This window comes from Rhodoferax sp., assembly GCF_034519335.1.
Classification (GTDB): Bacteria; Pseudomonadota; Gammaproteobacteria; order Burkholderiales; family Burkholderiaceae_C; genus Allorhodoferax.
In genome coordinates this window covers 226,701-253,566 of sequence record NZ_JAXHOL010000038.1, presented here as the reverse complement: position 1 = coordinate 253,566, position 26,866 = coordinate 226,701, and the positions used below count along the sequence as shown (strand labels likewise).

Sequence of the window (26,866 nt, the reverse complement as noted above, 5' to 3'; positions counted from 1 at the left end):
TTCTGTTGTTCGCGGGCCTTGAGGCTCACATTCTTGGGGTTGACGCCAGCCGCGCCTGCAGCCAGCTCGCCAAAATGCGCTGACTTGCCCGAGGCATGCTGTACCACCCCGGCGGCAATGCGCAGGTCAGACGCCGGCACTTGCCACTGTTTGGCCGCTGACTCCAGCAGCGCCGCGCGCGCCGTTGCCGCTGCCGTGCGCAAGGGCACCCAGGCGTCAGCCACGCTGGACGAGCCGCCCGTGGCATTGATTCCCAGCTCGCGCGCGAGCTTGCCGACAAACCATTCACCCAATTTCACCTTGGTAGGTGGGTTGCCCCCCTCGGACTCCAGCGGGTGGAAAGGCAGGCTGGCGGTGAGCATGGCCACGTTGCCGTAAATCGTGTCGGGCCCTGCCTGTTGCAGTTTCAGTTTGGCCATGGGCAGGTCCAACTCTTCCGCTACCAGCATGGACAGGGCGGTGTGGATGCCCTGGCCCATCTCGCTGCGTGGCATGGCCAGCACCACGGTGCCATCGGTGGCCACCTTGATCCAGCCGTTCAGCGCCACTTCGCCACTTTCGGGCAACATTAATTCCGGGCTCCCCATGCGGGAGCGGGCGGGCATCACGCCCCAACCCACCACCAAGGCGCCGGTGGCGCCCAAGGCGCTCAATAGCCAGGTGCGGCGCTTCATGCTGCGGCTCCTTGGGGCTGGCTCGCCGCGCGGTGGATGGCAGCGCGCACGCGCTGGTAGGTGCCGCAGCGGCAGATATTGGTCATGGCCTCGTCGATGTCGGCATCGGTGGGCTTGGGTTTGCGGGCCAAGAGGGCGGCGGCTGCCATGAGCATGCCGCTCTGGCAGTAGCCGCACTGGGGCACTTGCTCGGTAATCCATGCGGCCTGCAGGGCGTGTATCTTGTCAGGGCTGCCCAGGGCCTCGATGGTGGTGATCTTCTGGCCCACTACGGCGGAGACCGGCATGACGCAGGAGCGCACAGCTTGGCCATCCACGTGCACGGTGCAGGCACCGCAGGCTGCCACGCCACAGCCAAATTTGGTACCGGTCATGTTCAGGGTGTCGCGCAGCACCCAGAGCAGTGGCATGTCGGGTGGGGCGTCGGCTGTGACGACCTGGCCATTGATGTTCAGTTCCATGGGGCGCACTCCTTGCGGGTTCTGGTGGCTCGCATCATAGGGGGCGCCGCCGGGGTGTGGCTGTCACGTAGGCTCACACAAGGGGTAATCCATGGGGGCATTTGCAGCGCCCAAACAAAAAGCCAGACGTCTTGCGAACGTCTGGCTTGCATGTGGTGCCCAGGGCCGGACTCGAACCGGCACGCCTTGCGGCGGGGGATTTTGAGTCCCCTGAGTCTACCAATTTCACCACCTGGGCAGGTAATTCTGTGAAGCGCGAATTATGGCACATTTATGGACATGAAATTTTCAACCATTGAAGACGCGATCGGGAAGACCCCCTTGGTCGCATTGCAGCGCATCCAAGCTACCGACAACCAATCCCGCAACACCGTGGTGCTGGGCAAGCTCGAGGGCAACAATCCTGCGGGCTCCGTGAAGGACCGCCCAGCCCTGTCCATGATCCAGCGCGCCCAGGAGCGCGGAGACATCCAGCCCGGCGACACGCTGATTGAGGCCACCTCGGGCAACACCGGCATTGCCTTGGCCATGGCGGCGGCTGTGAAGGGTTACCGCATGGTGCTGATCATGCCGGAGGACTTGTCGATTGAGCGCGCCCAAACCATGAAAGCCTTTGGTGCCGAGCTGATCCTCACGCCCAAAAGCGGCGGCATGGAGTACGCGCGCGATCTGGCCGAGCAAATGCAGCGCGAAGGCAAAGGCCGCGTGCTGGACCAGTTTGCCAATGGTGACAACCCGCGCATCCACTACGAGACCACGGGACCGGAGTTGTGGGAGCAAACGGGCGGCCGCATCACCCACTTTGTGAGCGCCATGGGGACCACAGGCACCATCACGGGGGTGTCACGTTTCCTCAAGGAAAAGAACCCGGCCATTCGCATCATTGGCGCACAACCCTCGGAAGGCTCGCGCATTCCCGGCATCCGCAAATGGCCCGAGGCCTACTTGCCCAAGATTTACGATCCCAAGAATGTGGACGAGCTGGTCTACGTGAGCCAGGCCGATGCGGAAGACATGTGCCGCCGCTTGGCGCGCGAAGAGGGTATTTTTGGCGGCATATCGGCTGCCGGTGCCTGCTGGGTGGCGCAAGAGATTGCCCGGCGTGAGCGCGATGCGGTGGTTGTGTTTATCGTGTGCGACCGCGGTGACCGTTACCTCTCCACCGGCGTCTTTCCCGCATAATTTGAATGAAAAGTGTCTGTAGAGCCCGCCCTTATTGCGCGAGCAGCTACTGAATGTATAGCAAATAAAGGGTGGGTATGTCTGCTGTTTTCAAGTACTGTCCGCAATGCGCTACGGCGCTGGAGCACATCACGCTGGCCGAAGACGGCGGTGACAAAACCCGCCTGCGCTGCCCGGCTTGTGACTTCACGCATTGGAACAACCCCACGCCTGTGCTGGCCGCGGTGATTGAATACAACGGGCAGATTCTGCTGGCGCGCAACGCTGCCTGGCCCGGCAAGATGTATGCACTAATCACCGGCTTCATGGAGGCCGGCGAGACGCCCGAAGAAGGCATTGCGCGTGAAATTTCGGAAGAGACCAACCTGAGCACCAGCGCGCTCAAGCTGTTGGGTGCCTACGATTTCCAGCGCATGAACCAGGTCATCATTGCCTACCACGCGGTCTGCCATGGTGATGTGAAACTGAGCCCCGAGCTGGTGGACTACCGCCTCTACAACATGGAGGACGTGAAGTGCTGGCCTGCTGGTACCGGCTATGCGCTGGCCGAGTTTTTGCGCTCGCGCGGGCACGAGCCCACGTTTATCGACCCGGTGTGGCGCCAGGATGCCGAGAAGCTCGCGACTTAAAATCAGCGACTACGCCAGAAAGCCCACAGCATGCACACCGACAAAGAAGTAGACACCCGCGGCCTGAACTGTCCGCTGCCCATCCTCAAGGCCAAGAAGGCCTTGGCCGAGCTGGTGAGCGGCCAGACCCTCAAGGTGGTGGCCACCGATCCCGGTTCCATCCGCGATTTCCAAGCCTTTGCCAAGCAAACGGGCAACGAGCTGCTGGAGCAGGAAACCGTGGGTGCCGAGTACATCCACGTGCTGCGCCGACGCTAAGCCGCTCCCCAGCTCCCACGCAAAACGCCGCAGGGTTACCCCATGCGGCGTTTTGTTTTGGGGCAGGTTTCAGCGCCGGGCCGCCCCAAGCTGCTCTGAACCGCTTGGCGGTCAGCCCCGCCAGGGAAACGCGCCCCCTTGGGGGGAAGCGACCCGCGCAGCGGCGGAGCGTGGGGGCCAGTTCCTTAACCCAGGCGAGCCAGCTGCTCTTTCACCTTGACCAGCGTGGCGGCAAAGTCCGCCACCCGCTTGCGCTCCTGCTCCAGCACGGCGGCAGGGGCCTTGGCCACAAAGGCTTCGTTGCTGAGTTTGGTGCTGGCTTTGGCGATCTGCTCTTCCAGACGCGCCACTTCCTTGCCCAGACGCAGCTTCTCGGCGGCCACGTCCACTTCCACAAACAGGCACAGGCGCGCTTCGCCCACCACCGCCACGGGGGCGCTTTGGGCGGCGGCTTGCCAGCTGGCTTCGTCGGCAAACACCTTCACCTCGCTGAGCTTGGCCAGCGACTGCAGCACGGCTGCGGACGACTGCAGGAAAGCCGACTCTTCTGCCGTCTGCGCCACCACATAGAGCGGCAGGCGTGCAGCGGGTGACACGTTCATCTCACCACGCAGGTTGCGGCAGGCGTCTACCAGGGCCTTGAGTTTGGCCACGTGGGCAATGGAGGCTTCGTCAATGCGCTCGGGCTGGGCCACGGGGTAGGCGGCAATGGCCACCGACGGACCGCTGCGGCCCGCCACGGGTGCCACCTTTTGCCACAGCTCTTCGGTAATGAAGGGGGCAATGGGGTGCAGCAGGCGCAGGATGACTTCCAGCGTGCGGATCAGCGTGCGGCGGGTGGCGCGCTTTTGCGCGTCGTTGCCGGTATTGATCTGCACCTTGGCGATTTCCAGGTACCAGTCGCAGAACTCGTTCCACACGAAGTCGTAAATCGTGTTGGCCACGTTGTCCAGGCGGTATTCGGCAAAGCCCTTGGCCACTTCGGCCTCGGTCTTTTGCAGCAGCGAGACGATCCAGCGGTCGGCCTGGCTGAATTCCAGGTAGCCGTGGGCTTCGCCACCGGGCGCGCACTGTTCCTTGGTGTGCTCGTTCAGCCCGCAGTCGTTGCCTTCGCAGTTCATCAGCACAAAGCGCGTGGCGTTCCACAGCTTGTTGCAGAAGTTGCGGTAGCCCTCGCAGCGCTTGCTGTCGAAGTTGATGCTGCGGCCCAATGAGGCGAGTGCCGCAAAGGTGAAACGCAGCGCGTCAGCACCGTAGGCGGGAATGCCTTCGGGGAATTCCTTCTCGGTGTTCTTGCGTACCTGCGGCGCCGTCTCGGGCTTGCGCAGACCGGTGGTGCGCTTGTCCAGCAGCGGAGCCAAGGCGATGCCGTCGATCAGATCGACCGGGTCCAGCACGTTGCCTTCGGACTTGCTCATCTTCTTGCCCTGCGCGTCTTTCACCAGGCCGTGGATGTACACATGTTTGAACGGCACACGCCCGGTGAAGTGTGTGGTCATCATGATCATGCGGGCGACCCAGAAGAAGATGATGTCGTAGCCGGTGACCAGCACGCTGCTGGGGAGGTAGAGGTTGTAATCCTCGGTGGCACCTGTGCCTACGCCGTCGTTGCCCCAGCCCATGGTGGAGAAGGGCACCATGGCAGACGAGTACCAAGTGTCCAGCACATCTTCGTCGCGCTTGAGCGTCTTGCCTGGTGCCTTGGCTTGCGCTTCTGCCTCGTTGCGCGCCACGTAAACATTGCCGTCTTCGTCGTACCAGGCGGGAATCTGGTGGCCCCACCAGAGCTGGCGGCTGATACACCAGTCCTGGATGTTGTTCATCCACTGGTTGTAGGTATTGACCCAGTTCTCGGGCACAAACTTCACTTCGCCGCTCTGCACCACGTCGATGGACTTTTGCGCGATGGACTTGCCGGTGGCATCGCCCTTGCCCACGGTGTTCATGGCCATGAACCACTGGTCGGTCAGCATGGGCTCGATCACCTGGCCGGTGCGGGCGCAGCGCGGCACCATCAGCTTGTGCTTCTTCACTTCCACCAGGAAGCCGCCAGCTTCCAGATCGGCCACCACCTTCTTGCGGGCTACAAAGCGGTCCAGGCCCTGGTAGGGCGCGGGGGCGTTGTCGTTGATCTTGGCGTCCAGCGTCAGCACGCAAATCATGGGCAGCTTGTGGCGCTGGCCCACTTGGTAGTCGTTCTGGTCGTGTGCGGGGGTGACCTTCACCACGCCGGTACCAAAGGCCTTGTCCACGTAGTCGTCGGCAATCACCGGGATCTCGCGGTTGCACAGGGGCAGTTTCACCATCTTGCCGATGAGGGCGGCATAGCGCTCGTCTTCGGGGTGCACCATCACGGCCACGTCGCCCAGCATGGTCTCGGGGCGGGTGGTGGCCACGGTGATGTCGCCGCTGCCATCGGCCAGCGGGTAGCGGATGTGCCACAGCGAGCCGTCTTCCTCTTCGCTTTCCACCTCCAGATCACTCACTGCGCTCATGAGGATGGGGTCCCAGTTCACCAGGCGCTTGCCACGGTAGATCAGGCCCTGCTCATAGAGCTGCACAAAGGTTTCTGTCACCGTTTTGGACAGCTTGGGGTCCATGGTGAAGTATTCGCGGCTCCAGTCCACGCTGTCGCCCATGCGGCGCATCTGGCCGGTGATGGTGTTGCCGGATTTTTCTTTCCACTCCCACACCTTGGCGGTGAAGGCCTCGCGGCCCAGGTCGTGGCGGCTGATCTTTTGCTCCTGCAGCTGGCGCTCCACCACGATCTGCGTGGCAATGCCGGCGTGGTCGGTGCCGGGAATCCAGGCGGTGTTGAACCCGGCCATGCGGTGGTAGCGGGTCAGGCTGTCCATGATGGTCTGGTTGAAGGCGTGGCCCATGTGCAGCGTGCCCGTCACATTGGGCGGTGGCAGCTGAATGGCGAAGGCGGGTTCACCGGCCTTGGGCGTCTGGGTGCCGCGGTAGCCTGCGATGCCGTAGCCGCGCTTTTCCCATTCGGGGCCCCAGTGCGCTTCCAGCGCGACGGGCTCGAAGGACTTGGACAGGGACTGCAGGCCGGGTTGTTCGGGGGCGGAGGGCGTGGGGGTAGCTTGGTCAGACATGGGGTTCTCTTGGGAGGACCCGTGATTTTACCGGGCAGGCGCTAAGCTACAGGACCCGCCCAGGAGGACCCATGCCCGACACCCGCCCAAGCCCCGCTTTCCCCGTCGCCGTGCTCGCCACCGAGGTGGCGCCGCGCACCAAGCCGTCCAACTACCCCGAGCCCTTTGCCTCGCGCATGGCCGGGCGCGAGAAGCGCCAGCTGGGTGACCTGTTTGGCTTGAGCAACTTTGGCGTGAACCTGGTGCGGCTGGCACCGCATTCCGTGTCTGCGCTGCGCCATGCGCACACCAAACAGGACGAATTCATCTACGTGTTGCAAGGCCATCCCACTTTGCACACGGACGAGGGATTGACCGCGCTGGCACCCGGCATGTGCGCGGGTTTCAAGGCCGGCACGGGCAACAGCCACTGCCTCAAGAACGAGACCGACGCCGAGGTGCTGTACCTGGAGGTGGGCGACCGCACGCCCGGCGATGAGGGCAGCTACCCCGACGATGACCTCAAGGCCTTGCTGGTGGCGACCGGGCAATGGCGCTTTGTGCGCAAGGACGGCACGCCCTACGTCTGAGGTCTTCCAAACTCGGCACTTGTTTTTCAGGAGTTACAGATGGCCGAGGGATATTGGGTTGGGCGAGTGGAAGTGTTTGATACCGAGGCTTACAAGGTCTATCAGGCGGCGAATGCCACGCCGTTCAAAGAGTTTGGTGGACGCTTTTTGGCCCGAAGAGGGCGCTACGAAAAACCCTGAGGGCGAAGCGCGCTCACGCAATGTGTTGATTGAATTCTCAAGCTACCAAGCCGCACTGGATTGCTGGCATTCTCCGGCGTACCAAGCCGCCATTGCGCGGCGTAAAGACGTTCCAGTGATCGACCTGATCGTGATCGAAGGCTACGACGGCGCTCAGCCGGGTGATTAAGCCTTCGCGCGCATAAAAATTCGTGATTACCGCTGTATCGCCTCGATGCGCAGGATGATGTCCTTTGTACGGCTAAACACATCGTGCGTGCCCCTGCCAAAGAGGTAAGTAGAAAACTCTGATGCAGTACTAAGGTCTTTCGTTGCGCAAGCGATATGGAATTGGTGCAGGGCAACGTAGTAACGAATTAGAGTTGAATTTTCCGGCAGCTCATTCAGGAGGGTCGCTGCGGATTCGTGTGCATTTGGTTCATCGTTGGCAAGACGCGCATAGATGTCCGGACGTTTTACCTTAACGCAGAGCAACCATGCCTCGACAATTTCGTCACGTCGTACACCAGCCATTACCCACCAAGCACACACATGTTTTATTTCTCTTGCGGTAAGTTGTAGGACATCCCCAAAACCAGCGATCAGGTCGGTCACGTCGCGAAACATCAATTGCGCATTAGCGTCCAGTTTTTGAATTTCTGACTCGACTATTCTGCGCAAACCAGCATTTCGTCTGTCTGCGTGATGGTTGGGCAATCGAACGGGATAGTCAACAAAACGGTCTAAATACATTTGACCGTCAGTGTCCTGTCCGTAGAAAGCTTTTACTGCTTGCTGAATCTGAGCTCGGTTCCAAAGCAATACAAAGACGACACCTTGAATTTCAAAGAGGTGTTTGATGCGCTCCAAAAAGCGAATAGCGTATGCAGGTGAACATCGGTCGAGTTCATCCACAAAAACAACAACTTTCCCACCATCTGGAACGGCATCGCTTAATAACTTTTTCAGTTGTTCAATTGTTTGTTTGCGCTCAGTTAGGTCTTGCAGTCGTTTTTTGATGAACGCGTCGCTTGCGTCCTGTGCGGCTCCAATTACGTCATCTACCGCCTCCCCAGTCAGGCCAACCATATTTCCTGCAGCTTTCAACCCGGCCTTGCCGGCTGCAACAAGCAATTTTCCCGCGAGTGGGGCGACGCTATTGACAAACGTATCTCGCTGTTTCGCCGGAACTAGTTCAGAAAATTCAGCAAGTAGCGAAAGCACTGGGTCGTCATGCCAGTCGGCAGAAAATGTATCAATCCAGATCGTCTTGATCTGTGCACTCTCTCCAAGTCCGTCTCGTAGGCGTCGACCAAACCAGGTTTTTCCTGCTCCCCACGCTCCGTCAATTCCGATGACGCCTCCATTAAGGCTCGTAATCAACGTTGACAGGTTATTGCCGAATGCTTCGCGATTTAAGGCATCGCCTTCGTAGGTGTTGGCTGGTGTGGTCATATCCAGGCGTTAATCATTTGGATTCGTGGTCGTCTTAGAAATTAGCAACTTCACGGCGCGGCCAGGTACGTCCCCGACTTGCCACCGTGCTTCTCAAGCAGCTTCACATCGGTCATCACCATGCCCTTGTCCACGGCCTTGCACATGTCGTAGATGGTGAGCAAGGTGATTTGCACGGCGGTGAGCGCTTCCATTTCCACACCGGTGCCACCCGTGGTTTCAGCAATGGCCAGGCATTGCACAGCGGGCAGGGTGGCGGCGGTGGCGGGCACCATCTCAAACTCGATGGCCACGCGCGACAGCATGATGGGATGGCACAGCGGAATCAGGTCGCTGGTGCGCTTGGCGGCCATGATGCCGGCCACGCGCGCCACGCCCAGTACGTCGCCCTTGGCGGCCTGGGCGTTCTGGATCAGGTCCAGTGTGTGCTGCTGCATCTGAATACGCCCGCCCGCCACGGCTTTGCGGGCGGTGAGCGGCTTGTTGCCAATGTTCACCATGTGGGCGTCGCCCTTGGTGTCGAAGTGGGTGAGGGCAGAGGGGTTGGTATCAGTCATGGTCCATCCTGTCGTCAGTTCGTCACTGCACGCGCAGCGTGCCGTCGATATGCGGCTCGCCACTGGGCTGCACTTTCAATACAAAGCGGGTCGCCGCTGGGCCAGACTCCGCGTCCTGCGCAGTATGTAAGGCCACTTTTCCCGGAATCAACAGGGGACGTTTGAAGCGCAGGTCCAGCGCAAGCGGGGCGTCAACGAGCTGGCCTTGTTGCAGCAGCGCCAGGCAGCGTGCTGCGCTGAACATGCCGTGGGCGATGGCGCGCGGGTAGCCGAACAGGCGGGCTGTGAGCGCGCTCACATGGATGGGGTTCCAGTCGCCCGAGGGGCCGGCAAAGCGCCGACCGGCATTGCCGGCCACGGCCCACTGGGCGATGGGCGCGCCCCAGTCGGGCTCGCTGCCATCGGGCGCGGGCTTTTTGCCGCTCTTGCTGCGGGCCAGGGGTGACAGAAACGTGCTGGTCTCGCGCCACGCCACGCTGCCACTGGTGCTTAGCGTGGTGTGGATGGTGAAGGCCTGGCCGCGCTCGGTGGTTTCGATGTTGTCCAGCGTGCAGTGCATGTCCATGGCCGCATCGTTGGGGACAGGGCGCAGGCTCTCGATCTGGTTGCTCCAGTGCACCAGGCCCAGCAGGCGCAGCGGAAAGCGTGCGTGGCTGAGGATGGCCATATGCAGTGGCATGGCCATGGCGTGCAGATAGAGAAGGGGCAGGGTGCCGGTGTCGGGCAGATCGCACACCGCACGGTACTGCGCCAGGCGGGCCGCATCGGCGCCTGCGCCGTGCCAGTGGGCGTCAAAACGGATGGCTTGTTGCTGTGAAGCGACCTGGGTGGGACGGCCGGCAAACAGGCTACGCACCAAAGCCGCACCGTTGCGCGGGGCAGCCTTGTACTGGAGGAAAATGGGAGCGTCGGACATAGTGCGCCATTGTGCATGGCGACCATGTCCGAGTCGCGTCTTACTTCGCGTCGACCAAAGCCTTGATATCGAGCAACGTCAACTCGTTGTCATCCGGCTGGCCCAGGGTGCGGCCGCTGGAGTAGGGGAAGTTGTTGTCGTTCACCACCACGATGTGGGTGGCATCTACCACGGTCAGGCCTTCAGGTCCCAGGTGCGGCAGCACAAAGTTGGCTTCATTGGGGCCGCGCTTGGCTTTGCCGTTGGGGTTGGCGATCTTGGTCAGGTCGATAAAGGCCACTTTTTTCACAAAGCCGTCGGCGTCCAGCTGGGCCAGGTCGATCTTGTAGATACGCTTGAACTTGGCGGGGCGGGTGAAGCAGTCGGTGCGTGGCTCGTCCTTGCAGACGTTGCCCGAGCCTTCAGACGCGTCGTCGCGCTCGATCACCAGGCCGGTGGTCGCGTCCAGCATCTGGAAGTCGGCAGCCACATTGCCAGCCTCTTCAAAGGCGTATTTCCACTGGCGGGTGCCGTAGGTGCGCGTGGCCACGTCCAGTTCCAGAATGCGCGTGAAGGGTTTGCCATTGCGCATGTCCTGGGCTTTGGCGGCGGCATCCCACAGCGGCCACTCGAACATGGGGTACACGGTCTTGCCGTCGATGGACTTGGCCATGGGCTCGAAGCCACCGCTGCGGCGCACCTCGAAGCCGGCGTCGCCGGGGTAGTTGGGCAGGCGGCCGTTCAGGTAGTGGTCGGGGCCGCGGTAGGCCTTGCCGTCGACCACGGTTTCCACCACGCCCAGCACCTTGCCTTGGTGGTTCACGCGCAGCACATAGGGGCCGAACTCGTCGCCAATCCACCACTCTTTGCCCACGATCTGGATGGACTCGGGGTCGAAGTCGATACCCGTCAAAAAGCGCTCGGCCGTGGCTTCGTTCTGGATGGCAAACGGCACCTTGCGGTCGGGATCGTGCAGGAACGTGGTTTTCTGACGCGTTACCTTGCCGCTGGCCCAATCGGCCTTCACGTGGTGCACCATGAGCAGCGCGTCCTGCGAGTTGATCTTGCTGCCAAAACCGTTGTCGGTGAGGGCCAGAAACTCGCCCTTGCCCAAGGACACGATGCCCGAGAAGCCTTGGACTGCCTGGCCTTTGATCGGCAAGCTACCGCCGGATTTGCGCGGGTATTTGGGGTCGCCCACAAAGCTGATGCCCTCGATGCTGTGCAGCACTTCGGTGCGCTGGCGGTTGGCCGCGGCAAATTTGCCAGCGGTTTCAAAAAACTTGCCGGCCGACTTGGGCGCGGCCACGGTGCTGTTGGCGGGCAGGGCGGCGTGGCCGGCCAGCACGGCAGTGACCTCGGTTTGGGCGGATGCAGCGGTAGCACCCAGGGCCAGGGCAGCGGCAAAAGCCACGTGGGTCAGAGAAAAAATACGCATGGTGAAAACGATTCCCGGTGGTGATGAACAAGGGTCGAAGCCTAGGCGGTGAATATGAAAAAACCGTGACGCCCGCTGCCTATGCCTTTCACGCTAAACTGCCTCGCACTCTCTCTGGCGCCGCCTGTCTGCCCTGCCCACACCACCATGTTGTTTCTGCTTTCCCCCGCCAAATCCCTGGACTACGACACCCCGCTCAATGGCCAGCCGCACACCGCGCCGCTGTTCGTCAAACAGTCCAAAGCGTTGATTGGCCTGCTGCGCGAATACTCGCCGCAACACATTGCCACGCTCATGGACTTGAGCGACAAACTTGCCTCGCTCAACGTGGCCCGCTACGCCGCCTGGTCGTCCCGCGCCACAGAGAAGAATGCACGCCAGGCCGCGCTGGCCTTTGACGGCGATGTGTACGACGGCCTGCAGGCCAAAACCCTGGGCGCGGACGATTTGACCTGGGCGCAAGACCACCTGTGCATCTTGAGCGGCCTGTACGGCGTGCTGCGCCCGCTGGACCTGATGCAACCCTACCGACTGGAAATGGGCACCGCGCTCAAGGGCCCGCATGGCAGCAACCTTTACCACTTCTGGGGCAGCCAGATTGCCGACTACCTCAACACCCGCCTGCGCCAGGACGCCTCGCCCGTGGTCATCAACCTGGCGTCCAACGAATACTTCAAGGCGGTGGACCGCAAGGCCCTCAAAGGCCGGGTGGTGGAGTGCGTGTTCCAGGAGTACAAGGACGGCCAGTACAAGGTCATCAGCTTCTTTGCCAAAAAGGCGCGCGGCTTGATGGCGCGCTACGCCATCGAACACCGCCTGATGACGCCCGAACAGCTCCAGGCCTTTGATGTGGACGGCTATGCGTTTGCGGCGGCCGAATCGACGCCCGAACGCCTGATTTTTAGAAGAAAACAGGCTTAAGCCCCCGTATTAATTGCGCGAATAGCTATGAAAATAAGAGCAAATGGAATCGATATCGAGGTGGAAGACAGCGCCCAGACGGACGCTTCTTTTGCCAGAAAGCCTGCGGTGCTGCTGATCATGGGCCTGGGCATGCAGCTGATTGCCTGGCCGGTAGAGATGGTGGAGGCCCTGGAGGCGGCGGGCTACCGCGTGGTGCGCTTTGACAACCGCGACGTGGGGCTCTCCAGCCACTTCGATGCTTTGGGAAAACCCAATCTGCTGTGGGCCAGCCTCAAGTACAAGCTGGGCCTGGTGCCTGCCGCGCCTTACACCCTGAGCGACATGGCGGCCGATGCCATTGGCGTGCTGGACGCGCTGAAGATCGACAAGGCCCATGTGGTGGGCGTGAGCATGGGCGGCATGATTGCGCAGCGTGTGGCGCTGGCGGCTCCCAAACGCACCCTGAGCCTGACCAGCATCATGAGCACCAGCGGTGCGCGGGGCCTGCCGCAGGCGGCGCCCGAGGTGGTGCGCGCCCTGATCAGCCGCCCGGCGGGGCGCGGTACCGATGCTGTGGTGGCGCATTCGGTGCGCTTGTTCCAGACCATTGGCAGCCCCGGCTACCCCACACCCGAAGCCGAGCTGCGCGCGCAGGTGCGCGCCAGTGTGTTGCGCGCCTTCCACCCGGTGGGCACGGCGCGGCAGATGCTGGCCGTGGTGGCCGACATCACGCGCGCCGCACTGCTGCGGCGCATCACCGCGCCCACGCTGGTGGTGCACGGCAAGGAGGACCCGCTGGTGCCGCTGGCCTGCGGTGAAGACACCGCGCGCCGCATCCCCGGTGCCACCTTGCTCACCATTGACGGCATGGGCCACGACCTGCCGCCCGAACCCGTGCGCCAGATATTGGCCGCATTGATCCTCCATTTGAAAGCAAGCGCATGAACACCCCCGAACAATCGCAACTCGGCAAGGCCTCCGCCTATGTGGACCAGTACGATGCCAGCCTGCTGTTTCCCATCCCGCGCGCGGGCAAGCGTGCCGAGATCGGCATCACCGGCGCCGCGCCCTTTCTGGGCGCCGACCTGTGGACGGCGTTTGAGCTGAGCTGGCTCAACCTGCGCGGCAAGCCGCAGGTGGCGCTGGTGCACTTCACCATTCCCTGCGAGTCTCCCAACATCGTAGAGAGCAAGTCCTTCAAGCTCTACCTCAACAGCTTCAACAACACCCGCTTTGCCGATGCCAGTGAGGTGCTGGCGCGGCTGCGTGCCGATGTTTCGGAGGCCGCATGGCGCGGTGCCCCAACGCCCGGCACGGTGGGCGTGAAGCTGATTGATGCCGCGCTGTTTGACCGCGAACCCGTGCATGAACTCGATGGCCTGAACCTGGACCGTCTGGACGTGGAGTGCACCCGCTACCAGCCCGCGCCCGAACTGCTGACCACGCTGCCTGATGAAGGCATGGTGGACGAGGTGCTGGTGAGCAACTTGCTCAAGAGCAACTGCCTGGTGACCGGCCAACCCGACTGGGGCAGCGTGCAGATCAGCTACTCCGGTCTGCCCATTCAGCAAGAAGGCCTGCTGCAGTACCTGGTGAGCTTTCGCAACCACAACGAGTTCCACGAGCAGTGTGTGGAGCGCATCTTCATGGACATCTGGACGCGCTGCAAACCCACCAAGCTGACCGTGTATGCGCGCTACACGCGCCGCGGCGGGTTGGACATCAACCCCTTGCGCACCAGCCATCCGCGGGCGTTGCCGGGCAATGTACGCACCGCACGCCAGTAATTATTGCTATAAATTTAGGAGCTGCTTGCGCATATTCCACAAGGGCTAGGCCGAAATTTTCTTGCGATTTCACTACTGTCCGGTAAATTTCCCTGAAGTATCAGAACAGCTCCGCCTGACGCTGCACCTGTTCAATCTCATCTGCGTCGAGTGCGTTGCTCACCAACCGTGACAGAGATATCTTCTCGAACATATTGACCTCCACCAAGTGCAAGAAGTTGCGCAGCGATATTTGGGATTGAAACGGCTTGTGGGCGATCAAAGCCATGAGATACGTACACACCGCAATCCAGATTTGTGACTTCACAGCGTTCAGGGAATTGCCAAAGAAGTGCTTGACGCTCAAGTTCTGCTTGAGCCACTTGAAGAACAACTCTACCTGCCAGCGCTGCTTATAGATCGCGGCAATAGTCAGGGCAGGTAAGTCCAAGCGATTGGTCAGAAAGACCAGCTCTAGGCAACTCACCGCGTCATAGAAGCGTACCCGGCGCAACGGTTCGGGATAGCCCTTCTTGGAGCGCTCCCCAGTCAACGTAATCGTCTGATCTGAGTACACGCCGACCTTGGTATCAGGGGGATTGGCGTGGACGCAATTGAAGCTCAAATTGTCTTTGGCACGAACCACGAAACTGCATTCGCGCTGCACCAGCATGTACAACCGGGCAAAGTCCACATAGCCCCGGTCCAACACCACGATGGAGCCCTTGGGCAGAGTCAAACTGTCCAGTAAACCCACATCGCTGACCTTGCCCGTGGTGATGGTGAGCATGACTGGAATGGAGCCGCGCAGGTCAATCACCGTATGGGCCTTGATCCCCGCTTTGGTAGACCTGAAGTCAGCCCAGGGAAACAAGCTTAGGCACAAATCGATGGTGGTGGAGTCCATGGCGTACAGGGGCTCCTTCAGCCCCAGGCCGATGTCGTGATCTTGGTACAAAGCCAGTGCCATCTCGGTCAAACGCTGGCCCAGGGCTTCGAACAATGCTGAGTCACGCCGTTCGTTGACATCGGCCAGGGTGGAGCGTGACACCCGCTGGCGCAAGCCCACGTGGTAGAGCTTGGTGCTTTGCGAGTTCAGGCATGCGATCAGGTCCCGCAAGCCTTCTCTGCGGGTGAGCTGTGCGTAGGCCATGCAGATGAAGTGACTCCATGCAGTGAACTCCCGTGTCCAGCGGTTGGACTGGTACTTGTCTACGAGATGCTCGAAGTGGCTAAACGGCACGACTCCCAGCAGTTGTGCGAAAACTGTGCGTCCAGTGTTCATGGCGTAGACTTCGGGAAATGAGGTCACGGTACGCCAACGGGCGTGGAGCGTGTTTCAAATCGCCGGAATCGCAAATCCTCTGGGAACCTGCGCCCAGTCTAGGTTTTGACTACTTTGATGGAGAATTTACCGGACAGTAGTGTTGCGATTTAGCAAAATTTCCAGCTCCCCCACGGGCAGCGGTGTCGCAAACAGGTAGCCCTGGAACAGGTGGCAGCCGTGGGCCATCAAGAATTCGTACTGCTCCTCGGTCTCCACGCCCTCGGCAATCACCTCCAGGTCCAGGGTCTCGGCCATGCCCAGGATGGTTTGCACCATGACGGCGTCGGCCGCTTGCTCGCCCAGGTTGCGGATGAAGGACTGGTCGATCTTGAGCTGGTCCAGCGGCAGCTTGGTCAGGTAGGTCAGCGAGGACTGGCCGGTGCCAAAGTCGTCCATCGAGAAGCGCAGGCCCAGCGTCTTGAGCTCCCGCATCTTGGCAATGGTGCCTTGCACGTCTTCCAGCACCAAGCTCTCCGTCAGTTCCAGTTTGAGTAGCTCGGGGTTGGCACCGGTGTCTTGCAGGATGGTGCGCACCAGGTCCACAAAACTGTCTTGTCGGAACTGCAACGCACTCACATTCACTGCCATTTGCAACTCGGCGCGGCCCGGCTCCTGCGCCCACCGGGCCAATTGGTTGCACGCGGTGCGCAGCACCCATTCGCCCAACGGCACGATGAGTCCCGTCTCTTCGGCCAGGCCAATGAAGACCATCGGGGACACAATGCCGCGGCTGGGGTGGCACCATCGCACCAGGGCCTCCACGCCCATGGGTTGGTTCTCATCCCACACTTGCAACTGGTAGTACAGCGCAAACTCGCCCTGTGCCAGGGACTCGCGCAGGTCGCGCTCCAGCTCCGCCCGTGTCTCGATGGCAGCCAGCATCTGCGGGTCGAAAAAGCACAGTGCGTTGCGCCCCGTGCTCTTGACTTGGTACATCGCAATGTCGGCCTGCTTGAGAAGCTCGGAGCTGGATTGCAGTGATTCCCCAAACAGCGTGGCGCCCACGCTGCTGGTGCTGCGGTAGACCACCCCTTTCAATGAAAACGGTTCGTTCAGCGCGGCCAGTATGCTGTCGCCTACGATCTTGGTTTGCGTTGCTGCCTCCATGGCGTGGGGGCTCAGGTCCTGCAGCATCACCACAAACTCGTCGCCACCCAGGCGGGCCACTGTGTCGGCCTCCCGCACGCAGGCGCTCACGCGCTCGGCGACCTGCTGCAGCAGCAGGTCGCCCAAGTCGTGACCCAGGGTGTCGTTTAGGGTTTTGAAATGGTCCAGGTCCATGAACAGCAGGGCCCCCTTGCGGCCGCTGCGCACGCTGGTCACCACAGCCTGTTGCAGCCGGTCGCTCAACAGGCGGCGGTTGGGTAGGCCCGTCAAAGGATCGAAAAATGCGAGTTGTTCGATCTCTGCGCTGGCACGGCGGATGTGGGTCACATCCTGGTAAACAATAACCACGCCACCGTCTGCCGTGGACCGCTCTGTGATTTCAATCACATGGCCATTGGGCAGGTGGCGCTCGTGGCTGTGCACACGCTTGTGCAGCAGTGCCATGCGGTCCAGTACCCACTGGCGCTGCCCTTGTGCATCGGCCTGGGGCAGCGTGATACGGGCGGTGGCAGCCAGCAGGGTCTCAAACGGAAGGCCCACGGCAATGGTGTCCCGCTGCCAGGGGTAGAGTTCCAGATAGCGTCGATTCCAGCTCAGCACGCGGTGCTGGGCATCCAACAGCAGGAAACCGCTCTCCATCGATTCCAGCGCCTGCTCCATGGTGGACTTGGCTTCCGAGATGGAGCGCTGCGCCTGGGCCATTTGCTCCAGGTAGCGCAGCGCCACCGCACCAGCGCCCAGCAACATCACGACAAATAGGCCAGTCACACCGACGACCAGCCAGCTCTCGCGCCGCCATTCTCCCAGTACCGTGTCCATGGGGATGCTCGCAGTAATGAGGATGTCGTGGTACAGCATATTGCGCTGCACTACCAATGCAGAGACTCCGCTCAGGCGCGAGGGCATTTGGGTTGCGCCGTCCAAGGGGGTGCGCCCACCCATGGCAGGTTGGAGCAAGGTGCCTGACAACGAATCCATCGCCGGTGCACTCGCCAGCAACTGCCCATTGCTGCGCTCCAGCGTGGCTTCCAGCCGATCGATGTCTACGCCCTGCACCAGGATGGTGGACAACAGAGACACCTGAACCTCTGCGATAGCCAACACCTTGGAGCCGTCAGCCAGGCGAATATGGCGTGCAAAGTACAGTACCTGCTCCGAGCTGCTGAAGTTCACCACTGGCGCACTGATGGCCAGACCGGAAACCGGCTGGTCCAATGCCTGCGCCACAAAACCCTCCGGGGTGGCCAGCACCAGTTCGGCGCCACGTGGGTCGGAGGAGGCGAGCATCTGTCCTTGGTCGTCCAGCAGGGCCACATGGCGCACAAGCAGGTTTTGCCGCAGCGCGCCCTGTATCAAGCGGCTGGCCAGCGGGCCATCAATCCAGTCGCGCTGCAAGTTCGCCAGGCCCAGCAGGTTGTCTAGGCATGCCAGCAAAACGTCCACGCCCAGCAGGTTGCGGTTGACAGCTGCCTCGGCGCCTGCCACGAAGCGCAAGGCTTGACCTTCGCTGCTGGCCATCGCGGTGCGGTAGCGGTCGCGCACGACCAAGGCGGCCACCACCATTACAGCGACCACAAAGAACATCACCGAGCCAATGACGGCGCGGGTGGCACGTGAGGAAATCAGCCGCGTCACTTGGGCAGTGGGGCCACGATGCCGTAGGCCTGTCCGATGGTTTGGTCCCAGAGCTCTTTGCAACGCTGGTTACAGCGTTGCAGCCAGCGTGGCAGCACAGTGCCCACAAAAATCTCCTTGCGTCGTCGTTCATCGTCGGCGCTTCGCGCCACTTCGGTCATATTGCCCTTGCGGGCTGCAGTGCAGCTGGGCAAGCCCCGGTTGCAGGCCAAGCCCTCGGCAGTTTCTCGTTCACTCTCTGCCCAAATTGCCATTTCCAGCTTGGGCATTTCGTGGGAGAGCAACGCACGCAAATCGCCCGGCAAGGCCTGCCATGCCGACTGATTGGCACCAAAAATCGCGAGGCCCCAGGTGACTGGCAGGGTGTGCACATGGGTGGTTACCTCGTGCAAACCCATCAGATTGCCCGACATGGTGCCAGTAATGGCGCACTCGGTATTGCCCGAGGCCATATTGGGCAGCAGTTGTGCGAACCCCGCCAGCACCGGGATCGCGCCCAATGCACCCATGAAGTCTGCTTGGGTGGCAGACGATACGCGCGCCCTTCGGCCTTGCAGGTCAGCCAGCGATGCCAGCGGACGTTTGCAAAAAAGCACTTGCGCCGGGTACACATACACCGCCAACACTTCCACACCATGCCGTTCGCGCAGCGATTTTTCAAGGTAGGGGCGAAACGCTGCCAGGGTTTTCTTCAGGGTGGCCATGTCGGGGTTCAGGCCAGCCAGGTCGGGGGCGGCGTATTCAGGGTACTGTGCTGATACATTGCTCAGCAAGGCCGTACCAAAGGGCACCACACCGAGCTGGATCAGTCGCAGCATTTCGGTGCCCGGTACACCGGCGCGGTCAAACGGTGCGATCTCGGCGGTGTAGCGGCCTTGGGTCAGGCGTGGAAGTTCCTTGGTCCAAAATGGCTCTTCGTTGCGGGTGTACTGGTTCAAGCCGGCCAGACCACCCACGATGCGTAGTTTTTGCGTGGATGCTGGTGCATTTGCTGTTTGCGCGCACGCCGCGAAAGTGCTGCCCAGGGCCACCCAAAGTGCCAGGGCGCGCAAGCCTGCTGCCGTGTATGTGTTCATGTTGACCTTTCGCGCCTGGCTCAGGTGCTGGTCTGCCTGCGCTTCTGTGGCGTGGGTGCAGTCCGCTTATCTTCCTTGCGCCAAGTCTAGCGGGTCTGCAAAGCCCTAAGCGACTGCTTCTTGTGCAGGAGCCGGACGGCCGAATAAGTAACCCTGAAAGGCGTCACACCCCATCTCTGCCAGTACATCACGCTGCGCTTCCGATTCCACACCTTCGGCAATGACATGCAAGCCAAGACTGTGGCCCAGCGCCACTACCGTTCGGGCGATCACTGCGTCGCTGGGGTCGGTCAGCACGTCGCGTACAAAAGACTGGTCGATTTTGAGCTGCGACAGCGGCAGACGTTTGAGGTATGACAGCGAGGAGTAGCCAGTCCCGAAGTCGTCCAGCGAAAAGCTCACACCCAAGGCCTTGATGGCCCCCATCTTGTCAATGATGTCTTCCATGTCATTGGCCAGCATGCTCTCGGTGATTTCGAGCTTGAGTCGCTGTGCCGGAGCACCTGACTGGCGCAAGGCTTGCGCCACATGCTGGACAAACTCCGCTTGCGCCAGCTGCGAGGCACTGACGTTCACCGCCACGGTCCAGTCGGCGGTAGCAGGGTGTTGGCCCCAAACCACCAGTTGGGCGCAGGCGGTTTCCAGTACCCACTGGCCCAGCGCCAAAATCATGCCGGTCTCCTCAGCCAGAGGGATGAAATGCCCTGGCGCCACCAGGCCCCGGGCGGGGTGGTTCCATCGCACCAGTGCCTCGGCTCCCAAGCCACGGCCCTGCCGGTCGACCTGCAATTGGTAGTAAAGAACAAACTCTTGGCGCTGCAGACCCAGGCGAATTTCCTTGGCCAGTTTGGCATGGGTGGCCACGGCTGCCTGCATCACCGGGTCGAAAAAACGCGCAGTGTTGCGTCCCGCGGCCTTGGCTTGGTACATGGCTACGTCGGCCTTTTTGAGCAGGTCATCCATGCTTTCGTGGTCTTGCATGAACACCACAATACCGATGCTTGGGGTGCTGTTGTATTGGTGCTGGCGCAGGCTGTAGGGATGTGCCAAGGTGTCCAATATCTTGTGTGCTACCAGTTCGGCCTGCGCGGCGGCCTCGCCGGCCTGCGGGCTCAGTCCTTCAAGCAGCACCACAAACTCGTCTCCGCCCAGACGCGCCACGCTGTCACCTTCGCGTACACAGTTGCGCAGGCGCGTGGCGACTTGTTGGAGCAACTCATCACCTATATCGTGGCCCAAGGTGTCATTCAAGAGCTTGAAGTGGTCAAGATCCAGGAACATCAAAGAGCCATGTTGATGCAGCCTTGCCGCATTGGCCATGGCATGGCGCACGCGGTCCATCAAAAGGCGGCGGTTGGGCAAGCCGGTCAAGGGATCGTAAAACGCCAGGCGGCGGATTTCTTCTTCGTCTTGGCGCTGTTGTGTGATGTCGCGCAACAGCACCACGTAACTCTGAGGTGCAACGTCCGGAATCCGTGAGAACGAGAGGTTCACCGGGAAGCTGCCGCCGCTATGGCGCCTTGCACGGGCTTCCACGGTTTTTCCGCTGCCGCCCAAAGTGTCTACTTCTCGCAGCAGCGCCGGTATATCGGCCTGTGTAGCCAGCCAATCTGAAAGAGCGCCGCACTGCGCCGGATCGGTGGGTAGCCCCAGCATGTGGCCGGTGGCGTTGTTGTAGCCCAGAATGTTGCCCTGCGGGTCCAGGGTCAGCAGGCCGTCCACCATGCTGTCGAGGATGGCCTGGCGGTAGCGTCCCGCGTCCTCCAGTGCGCGCCGGTTGGTTTCCAGCTTGTGCGCATGCCTGTCGCGCTCAATGGCCAAGCCCAAAAGGTAGGCGCTGCGCTGGATGGCCTGCAATTCGGCCTCGGAAGGCGCCCGTACATGCTGGTAGTAGTTGCCAAAGGTACCCAAGGTACGGCCCTGCGATGAACGGATGGGAATTGACCAGCAGGCCTTGAGACCATAGCCCAGTGCGAGTTCACGGTAGTCCTTCCAGAGAATGTCATTGGCTATGTCCGCTACCAATACGTCTCTCCCCGTAAAGGCGGCGGTACCACAGGAGCCCACACCCTGACCGATGGTCACACCGTCCAACGCGGCGCAGTAGGCCGGCGGCAGGCTGGGCGCAGCGCCGTGGCGCAGGTGGACGCCGTCGTCGTCCAGCAGCAGCACGGAGCACTGCACATCAGGAAAAGTGGCCTCAAAGTCGCCAATGTAGCTGTGCATGATGTCGCTGATCGACGCTTGGCTGACCAGCATTTCCAGCAGCTTTCGCTCAGACCGGGCTTGCTGCTCCAGGTGCCTTTGCTCCGTAATGTCTTGTGTTGTGCCCACCAAAAATTGCGGTGCACCGGTTGCATCAAATACCGGGGCCAGCGTGGTGTGCATGAGGCGGCGGTGTACCGGGTCCGAATGCCACACCAAGTCTTCGTTACTAACGGCGTGTCCTCGGGCAAACACTTCCATGTCCTGCGCTGCAAATTGCGCCATTTGCTCCGGTGTGAACAAAGCGTCGACCGCGCCCGGTGTCAAATGGCCTTCGCCTAGCGCAAGAGTGTTGCGCCACGCTTGGTTCAAAAACAGCACGTGCCCCCGTGTGTTCTTGACGAAGAGGGGAATCGGCGCAGCGTCCAGCAGACGCTGCAGATCGGTTGATGGCAGCTCGTTGAGCTGCTGGGCGGACATGGTCAACGCTGTAGCCGTGTTGGCCCCAGATCAGGGAAGGTTGAACACCTGGACTGAGCGCGCCAGAGTGGCAGCACTGGAGTTGAGCCCGGCCGCCGATGCCGCAGACTCTTCCACCAGTGCGGCGTTTTGCTGCGTGACGGTATCCAGCTGGGTAACAGCTTCGTTGACCTGGGCAATGCCAATGGCCTGTTCCTTGGTGGCGCTGCCAATGAGTTGAATCAGGTCGCCGACTTCGCGTACTGATTTCACCACTTCGTCGATGGTGCGCCCCGCTCCGGTCATTTGGTGGTAACCCGACGATATCTGCTCCGAGGACTGGGCGATCAGTTCGCGAATCTCTTTCGCCGCCACGGCACTGCGTTGTGCCAGGGCACGTACTTCGGTAGCCACAACGGCAAACCCGCGGCCCTGTTCCCCGGCACGCGCGGCTTCCACTGCAGCGTTCAGGGCCAGAATATTGGTCTGGAAGGCAATGCCTTCGATGACACCAATGATGTCTCGCATTTTGCCGGAGGAGGCATCAATGGCCTGCATGGCTTCGCTCACTTGGTGCACGGCATTGCCCCCCTGCGTGGCAACTTCGGTACTCTTGGCACTCTGGCTCGATACACGGGCGGCCGTGTCGGCGGTTTGTTTGACGGTGCTGGACAACTCCTCCATCGATGCGGCCGTCTCTTCCAAGCTGCTGGCCTGGGACTCTGTGCGCGCCGATAAGTCCATGCCTCCCTCGGCAATTTCAGCCGCAGAGCGCGTGAAAATTTCAATCTCTCCGCGCACATCACCCACCACGGCGCGTAAGTTGATTTGGATTTGCCGCAGGGCGCGGATCATCGTACCCAGCGGCGGTGGGAATTGGCCCTCTACCGTAGTGGTGAGGTTGCAGCCCGCCAAGTCGCCAGCAAAACTCTCTGCTGCGCCCATAGCGGCTGCAAATCGCAGCTGGAACCATGCCAGCACACAGCCTCCCCCAATCAACAGGGACACCAGTTGTGCAGCGACTGCCTCCCAGCCCTGCAAACCAAAGAACTGCGGCAACATGCCCACCAGTGCCATGCCTAGCAGGGCCAGTCCCAGACGTGTGGTGAGGGTTATGCGGGTGAGGGCACCGATCCAGCCACGCGGGCCGCGGTGGCGCACTTCGCCGCCGCGCAGGTAGATGGAACTTTTACCGGTCTGGCTGTCAGCGCGCATTTGTGCATACAGCGCCTCTGCCGCCTGCGCGTCCTGGCGGCTGGGCTTGATACGCACCGACATATAACCTTTGGGCTTGCCATTTTCCAAGATGGGGGTGACATTGGCCTGTACCCAGTAGTGGTCGCCGTTCTTGCGACGATTTTTGACGAGTGCTGTCCAAGGTTGACCGCGGCCAATGGTCTGCCACATGTCTTTGTAGGCTTCGGGTGGCATGTCCGGGTGCCGAACCAAATTGTGAGGCTGACCGATGAGCTCCTCATAGGTATATCCGCTGGTTTCCACGAAGGCATGGTTGCAGTGGGTGATGATGCCCGTGGTGTCTGTCATGGACACCAGCATTCGGCCCGCTGGATACTCGTATTCCCGCTGAGTCACCGGCAGATTTGTGCGCATAGGCCCGCTCCCGTAGAGGTATGTTTCAAATTGCTATGGATCAATTGCAAGAACATTTAGCAACAATCCCGGCTGACAAGTCAACAAGGGCAAATGCCCTACATGAGGCCTAATTGATTTGAGTCATGTTTTCGCTCGAATGTCGGGTTGTGACTTTTGCGACTCTGGACAGAGTTAGTTAGTCTTTTCGCAATGGCGGTATGATTTTTCCATGTACCGCCGCCACTTTCTTCTCACCCCCCTTGCTCTTACTACAGGAGCCGCCATGGCCGATACCCCGAAAGTTCAGTCGCTGGACGATGTCATGCGTTGGCTGGACCGCTTGGAGCGGGCTGCCCAGGTGCAAAGCACTACCGCATGGAAGATGTCAGCGGTTTTAGAGCACATGGCGCAGAGTGTGGACATGAGCATGGACGGTTTTCCGGAGCCCAAAAGTGCCTTGTTTCAGTCTACGTTGGGGACGGCGGCGTTTGCCGTATTCCGGCTGCGCGGCAAGATGTCGCACGGGTTGACGGAGCCAATTCCCGGTGCCCCTGCTTTGCCGCAGAGCGATGACTTCAAACCCGGCATTGTGCGTTTGCGTAGCGCTGTACAACGTTTCCAGGCCTACGTCGGGCCGCTTAAACCGCACTTTGCCTACGGTGTTTTAAGCCGGTCCGACTTTGCTTTGGCGCACACACTCCACATTGCCAACCACCAGGATGAAATTACCGTAGCCTAAGGGTTTAGGGCTTGCCGATCGCCAGCAAGGCAGCACGCAAAACCTGCCATCCTTCTAGCGCTTCTGTAGCCCGCCCTGCAGTGCAATCCTCTTCCACGCCATGGGCTTGGGTGCTCTGCAACGGATAACCCAGCATACGCAATACGGATTTGGCGTTATGGGCCAAGTGGCGCAGAGAGATCAGATCTTGGGCAGCCGCTGCGGTATCGCCGTTGTTTAGATCGTGCGAAAACTGGGCCAAACATGTGCTCCGGTAGGCCCTGTAGAGGTCTCCATTGCCAGCGAAAAATTCATCAATCGCCGCTTGCGCATGCGCACGCGCAGCACTCGCAGGCAAGGTGGCTGGTGTTGCGGGTGCCGCTGCTTTTGCGGGGTAGGGCGATAGCCCTTCTTGGATGCAATCCACCAATTGCATGACGGACACCGGCTTGTCCAGCAGGCACCAGACGTCCATATGTACCAGCTCTTCCCGTCTGGCGGGGGTCAAGCCTGCACTGAGCACCACCACGCGTGCCGGGCCGCGCAAAGCGGGTTGTTCTTTCAGGCGTTGCAGCAATCCCAGCCCCGATTCCCCCGGCATCATGAGATCGGTCACGATGATCTGAACGGGGTCTTCTTCCAATGCTTGCACTGCAGCGCTTACCCGGTCACATGTGATGAGCTGCAGTGGCATGTCCTCCAATGCCATCTGCACAAAACGTCGCAAAGCCGGGTCGTCGTCGACCAAGAGGATGCGGGCTTGTGTGGGGGCCACTTTATTGCACCGCAAGTTTGTTCAGGCACGCATGGAGCAATCCGGGGAGCGCTACGACCAACTGCGGCTTGTGCACCACCGCAATGTCGTGCAGGGCGAAGGCATACGGAGCGAGTTGTTGGGTGTCCAGTGATGTCACCACGATGATTTGCATGGCCTGGAACTGGGGCATGGCGCGCAGGCTGGTAATCAATGCTGCGCCGTCTATGCCGGGCAGCAGGATGTCCACCATCAGCACATCAGGTTGGTATTGCCCCACCATGGCCAGGCCGGATATGCCGTCGCTGGCCGTCAAGAGTTCCACCTCTGGGAACTGCTGACCTAGCAGCAGTTTGATCAGGTTCTGGAAATGGGCTGAATCCTCGATCAGTAACACCCGGGGGCCGTTGCGTGACGGCACTTGGGATACGCCAGCCCCCTGGCTTGGTGCGCGTGCCACCAGCCCCGAGGGGACAGTATTGGTTCGTTCGCCAAGGCGCCAGCGTTCTACCGATGCGCGGGAAATGCGCCTGTGGCCACCCGGAGTTTTCCAAGCTTCGAGTTGGCCCCGGTCCACCATCAACTGGACGGAACGTACGGCCAGTCCCAGCAGGCGTGCTGCCTCCAGCGTGGTGACATGGTCATTTGCGATGACCGTGGACGGAGAGGGATCGTTTGATTGCATCAAATAAGTCTAACAAAAACATCAACTTTTTTTAAAAAAGGTTGCAAATGATATAAATGATACATATGATTTGCGTATTGATACCTACCAACGGTGCCGCTGCGCGCGGCGATGGCCTATGAAAAAGATTTTGATTGTGGAAGACCATGCCGACATTCGGCGCCTGATCCGCATGACGCTGGAGTTTGACAATTACGAGATCCGCGAGGCCGTGGACGGAGACTCTGCGCTAGCCATGGCCCAGGAGTTTGAGCCCGATTTGTTGCTGCTTGACGTGATGATGCCCGGCGGGCTCAATGGCCTGGACGTGTGTTCCATGGTCAAGATCCAATACAAATCGCCTCGCGTCGTGTTGCTGTCGGCGCGGGGCCGCAGCGAAGATTTGGAGGCTGGAATGCAGGCCGGAGCCGACGCGTATCTGGTTAAACCGTTCAGTCCGCTGGAGCTGATTGAGACCATTAACGCCCAGTGGGAGGCTGCATGACAGCAAAACCCTCAGCCAACCTGCCGGAAGCTTCTTGCGGAAGCAACAGCTTCTCTCTGGAGGCGTCGATGCAGATGGAGCGTCTGGTGGGCGACTTTGGGCGCATGTACCGCGAACGCAACGATGCGCTCAACGAGGTAGCGAACGCACACCACGAGGCCCTTTTTCGTCTTTCATTGGCGGCAGACCTGAAAGACGACGACACCGGTGTCCACATCATTCGTATTGGTTTTTTGTCGGAAGCCTTGGCGTTGCTGCTGGGAGAGTCGCCTGCCAAGGCCGCCATGCTCCGCAAAGCGTCGCCCATGCACGACATCGGCAAGATCGGAATCCCTGACCGTGTACTCAAGAAGCCGGGTGCGTTTGATCCGGAGGAGCGCGCTGTCATGAACGAACATTCCCGCATGGGCGCAGAAATACTGGGTCGTTCACGCATTCCACTGTTTCAGCTGGCGGCGGAGCTGGCCTTGTCGCACCATGAGCGCTGGGATGGAAACGGGTACCCGTCCCGCTTGGCCGGGCAGGCTATTCCATTGTCCGGCCGCATCGTGGCGGTCGTAGACTTTTTTGACGCCCTGACCATGGACCGGGTGTACCGCAAGGCCATGTCTGTGGAGGTGGCTTTGGAGATGCTGCTGGAACAGCGGGGGAAGGCATTTGACCCGGAGATTGTGGATACATTCTTGGCTAACGCCGCTGAACTCAATGCCCTGCGGGAGCGCATCAACGCCAGTCACCTGAGTTATTCGGATCTGGTCAACGGAGGAGTTTAG

Annotated in this window: 26 protein-coding genes and 1 tRNA gene; 12 read left to right on the top strand and 15 right to left on the bottom strand. The window is 60.7% G+C overall.

Going from position 1 to position 26,866, the window contains the following annotated elements; all coding sequences use genetic code 11:
• The 3 genes from U5O12_RS17735 to U5O12_RS17725 all read right to left on the bottom strand — a co-directional run.
• Positions 1–674 (bottom strand): molybdopterin cofactor-binding domain-containing protein (locus U5O12_RS17735; RefSeq protein ID WP_322579921.1); only part of this gene is annotated, 674 nt, incomplete at its 3' end.
• The gene (locus U5O12_RS17730; RefSeq protein ID WP_322579920.1) at positions 671–1,135 is read right to left on the bottom strand and encodes a (2Fe-2S)-binding protein; all 465 of its coding nucleotides are present in this window, start codon (positions 1,133–1,135) and stop codon (positions 671–673) included. The genes U5O12_RS17730 and U5O12_RS17735, both read right to left, overlap by 4 nt.
• A 153-nt stretch (positions 1,136–1,288) precedes the next feature.
• Positions 1,289–1,373: transfer RNA gene (locus tag U5O12_RS17725), tRNA-Leu, on the bottom strand.
• A gap of 41 nt (positions 1,374–1,414) precedes the next feature.
• On the opposite strand from U5O12_RS17725, the gene cysM reads away from it, so the two are divergent.
• From cysM to U5O12_RS17710, 3 genes are all read left to right on the top strand, one after another.
• On the top strand, positions 1,415–2,317 hold the full coding sequence (gene cysM, locus U5O12_RS17720) for a cysteine synthase CysM (RefSeq protein WP_322579919.1): 903 nt from the start codon (positions 1,415–1,417) through the stop codon (positions 2,315–2,317).
• Between the two features lie 77 nt (positions 2,318–2,394).
• Positions 2,395–2,946 carry an NUDIX hydrolase gene (locus U5O12_RS17715; protein ID WP_322579918.1) on the top strand — a complete coding sequence of 184 codons (552 nt, stop codon included), beginning with the start codon at positions 2,395–2,397 and terminating at the stop codon, positions 2,944–2,946.
• A 30-nt stretch (positions 2,947–2,976) separates the two neighbouring features.
• Positions 2,977–3,204: a sulfurtransferase TusA family protein gene (locus tag U5O12_RS17710; protein WP_105259997.1), complete on the top strand. Its 228-nt coding sequence runs from the start codon at positions 2,977–2,979 to the stop codon at positions 3,202–3,204.
• Positions 3,205–3,389: 185 nt separating this feature from the next.
• On the opposite strand, the gene U5O12_RS17705 is transcribed toward U5O12_RS17710, so the two are convergent.
• A complete protein-coding gene (locus tag U5O12_RS17705; RefSeq protein WP_322579917.1) occupies positions 3,390–6,308 on the bottom strand; it encodes a valine--tRNA ligase in 2,919 nt (972 codons plus the stop codon).
• A 71-nt stretch (positions 6,309–6,379) separates the two neighbouring features.
• On the opposite strand from U5O12_RS17705, the gene U5O12_RS17700 reads away from it, so the two are divergent.
• From U5O12_RS17700 to U5O12_RS17695, 3 genes are read left to right on the top strand one after another with little or no spacing between them, the layout of a single operon-like run.
• On the top strand, positions 6,380–6,877 hold the full coding sequence (locus U5O12_RS17700; protein ID WP_322579916.1) for a cupin domain-containing protein: 498 nt from the start codon (positions 6,380–6,382) through the stop codon (positions 6,875–6,877).
• A 39-nt stretch (positions 6,878–6,916) separates the two neighbouring features.
• Entirely contained in the window at positions 6,917–7,057 is a 141-nt protein-coding gene (locus U5O12_RS21255) for a DUF1330 domain-containing protein (RefSeq protein WP_416221519.1), read from the top strand.
• Positions 6,990–7,226, top strand: a complete 237-nt coding sequence (locus U5O12_RS17695) for a DUF1330 domain-containing protein (RefSeq protein WP_322579915.1) — start codon at positions 6,990–6,992, stop codon at positions 7,224–7,226. Before U5O12_RS21255 ends, U5O12_RS17695 begins: the two co-directional genes overlap by 68 nt.
• A 26-nt stretch (positions 7,227–7,252) precedes the next feature.
• Here U5O12_RS17695 and U5O12_RS17690 read toward each other — a convergent pair whose 3' ends face one another.
• The 4 genes from U5O12_RS17690 to U5O12_RS17675 are packed head-to-tail and all read right to left on the bottom strand — an operon-like array spanning position 7,253 to position 11,381.
• Positions 7,253–8,491 (bottom strand): KAP family P-loop NTPase fold protein, encoded by a 1,239-nt coding sequence (locus tag U5O12_RS17690; protein ID WP_322579914.1) that lies wholly within the window; start codon positions 8,489–8,491, stop codon positions 7,253–7,255.
• 50 nt (positions 8,492–8,541) lie between these two features.
• The gene (moaC, locus tag U5O12_RS17685) at positions 8,542–9,048 is read right to left on the bottom strand and encodes a cyclic pyranopterin monophosphate synthase MoaC (RefSeq protein ID WP_322579913.1); all 507 of its coding nucleotides are present in this window, start codon (positions 9,046–9,048) and stop codon (positions 8,542–8,544) included.
• 22 nt (positions 9,049–9,070) lie between these two features.
• Positions 9,071–9,964, bottom strand: coding sequence for a MaoC family dehydratase (locus tag U5O12_RS17680; RefSeq protein WP_322579912.1), 894 nt, complete (start codon positions 9,962–9,964; stop codon positions 9,071–9,073).
• Between the two features lie 40 nt (positions 9,965–10,004).
• The gene (locus U5O12_RS17675) at positions 10,005–11,381 is read right to left on the bottom strand and encodes an esterase-like activity of phytase family protein (RefSeq protein ID WP_322579911.1); all 1,377 of its coding nucleotides are present in this window, start codon (positions 11,379–11,381) and stop codon (positions 10,005–10,007) included.
• A 147-nt stretch (positions 11,382–11,528) separates the two neighbouring features.
• Between U5O12_RS17675 and yaaA the strand changes: the two genes are divergently transcribed.
• Genes yaaA through queF form a run of 3 tightly spaced genes read left to right on the top strand, consistent with a single transcriptional unit; the run spans position 11,529 to position 14,071 of the window.
• A complete protein-coding gene (yaaA, locus tag U5O12_RS17670; protein WP_322579910.1) occupies positions 11,529–12,302 on the top strand; it encodes a peroxide stress protein YaaA in 774 nt (257 codons plus the stop codon).
• Between the two features lie 27 nt (positions 12,303–12,329).
• Positions 12,330–13,229 (top strand): alpha/beta fold hydrolase, encoded by a 900-nt coding sequence (locus tag U5O12_RS17665; protein ID WP_322579909.1) that lies wholly within the window; start codon positions 12,330–12,332, stop codon positions 13,227–13,229.
• Entirely contained in the window at positions 13,226–14,071 is an 846-nt protein-coding gene (queF, locus tag U5O12_RS17660) for an NADPH-dependent 7-cyano-7-deazaguanine reductase QueF (RefSeq protein WP_322579908.1), read from the top strand. Before U5O12_RS17665 ends, queF begins: the two co-directional genes overlap by 4 nt.
• Before the next feature lie 100 nt (positions 14,072–14,171).
• Here the strand turns inward: queF and U5O12_RS17655 are convergent, their stop codons facing one another.
• The 5 genes from U5O12_RS17655 to U5O12_RS17635 all read right to left on the bottom strand — a co-directional run bounded on the left by U5O12_RS17655 (position 14,172) and on the right by U5O12_RS17635 (position 23,470).
• The gene (locus tag U5O12_RS17655; RefSeq protein WP_322579907.1) at positions 14,172–15,335 is read right to left on the bottom strand and encodes an IS4 family transposase; all 1,164 of its coding nucleotides are present in this window, start codon (positions 15,333–15,335) and stop codon (positions 14,172–14,174) included.
• Between the two features lie 126 nt (positions 15,336–15,461).
• On the bottom strand, positions 15,462–18,119 hold the full coding sequence (locus U5O12_RS17650) for an EAL domain-containing protein (RefSeq protein WP_322579906.1): 2,658 nt from the start codon (positions 18,117–18,119) through the stop codon (positions 15,462–15,464).
• Positions 18,116–19,195 carry a TRAP transporter substrate-binding protein gene (locus tag U5O12_RS17645; RefSeq protein WP_322579905.1) on the bottom strand — a complete coding sequence of 360 codons (1,080 nt, stop codon included), beginning with the start codon at positions 19,193–19,195 and terminating at the stop codon, positions 18,116–18,118. Before U5O12_RS17645 ends, U5O12_RS17650 begins: the two co-directional genes overlap by 4 nt.
• Positions 19,196–19,300: 105 nt before the next feature.
• Complete coding sequence (locus U5O12_RS17640) at positions 19,301–21,880, bottom strand: EAL domain-containing protein (protein ID WP_322579904.1); 2,580 nt, start codon at positions 21,878–21,880, stop codon at positions 19,301–19,303.
• Between the two features lie 30 nt (positions 21,881–21,910).
• Positions 21,911–23,470: a methyl-accepting chemotaxis protein gene (locus tag U5O12_RS17635; protein WP_322579903.1), complete on the bottom strand. Its 1,560-nt coding sequence runs from the start codon at positions 23,468–23,470 to the stop codon at positions 21,911–21,913.
• Positions 23,471–23,735: 265 nt separating this feature from the next.
• Here U5O12_RS17635 and U5O12_RS17630 point away from each other — a divergent pair, with 265 nt between their 5' ends.
• Positions 23,736–24,191 (top strand): DUF1569 domain-containing protein, encoded by a 456-nt coding sequence (locus U5O12_RS17630; protein ID WP_322579902.1) that lies wholly within the window; start codon positions 23,736–23,738, stop codon positions 24,189–24,191.
• 4 nt (positions 24,192–24,195) lie between these two features.
• On the opposite strand, the gene U5O12_RS17625 is transcribed toward U5O12_RS17630, so the two are convergent.
• Positions 24,196–24,945, bottom strand: a complete 750-nt coding sequence (locus tag U5O12_RS17625) for a response regulator (RefSeq protein WP_322579901.1) — start codon at positions 24,943–24,945, stop codon at positions 24,196–24,198.
• A 1-nt stretch (position 24,946) separates the two neighbouring features.
• The gene (locus U5O12_RS17620; protein ID WP_322579900.1) at positions 24,947–25,609 is read right to left on the bottom strand and encodes a response regulator; all 663 of its coding nucleotides are present in this window, start codon (positions 25,607–25,609) and stop codon (positions 24,947–24,949) included.
• 118 nt (positions 25,610–25,727) lie between these two features.
• Between U5O12_RS17620 and U5O12_RS17615 the strand changes: the two genes are divergently transcribed.
• Positions 25,728–26,093, top strand: coding sequence for a response regulator (locus U5O12_RS17615; RefSeq protein WP_322579899.1), 366 nt, complete (start codon positions 25,728–25,730; stop codon positions 26,091–26,093).
• On the top strand, positions 26,090–26,866 hold the full coding sequence (locus tag U5O12_RS17610) for an HD-GYP domain-containing protein (RefSeq protein WP_416221518.1): 777 nt from the start codon (positions 26,090–26,092) through the stop codon (positions 26,864–26,866). The genes U5O12_RS17615 and U5O12_RS17610 overlap by 4 nt, the downstream gene beginning before the upstream one ends.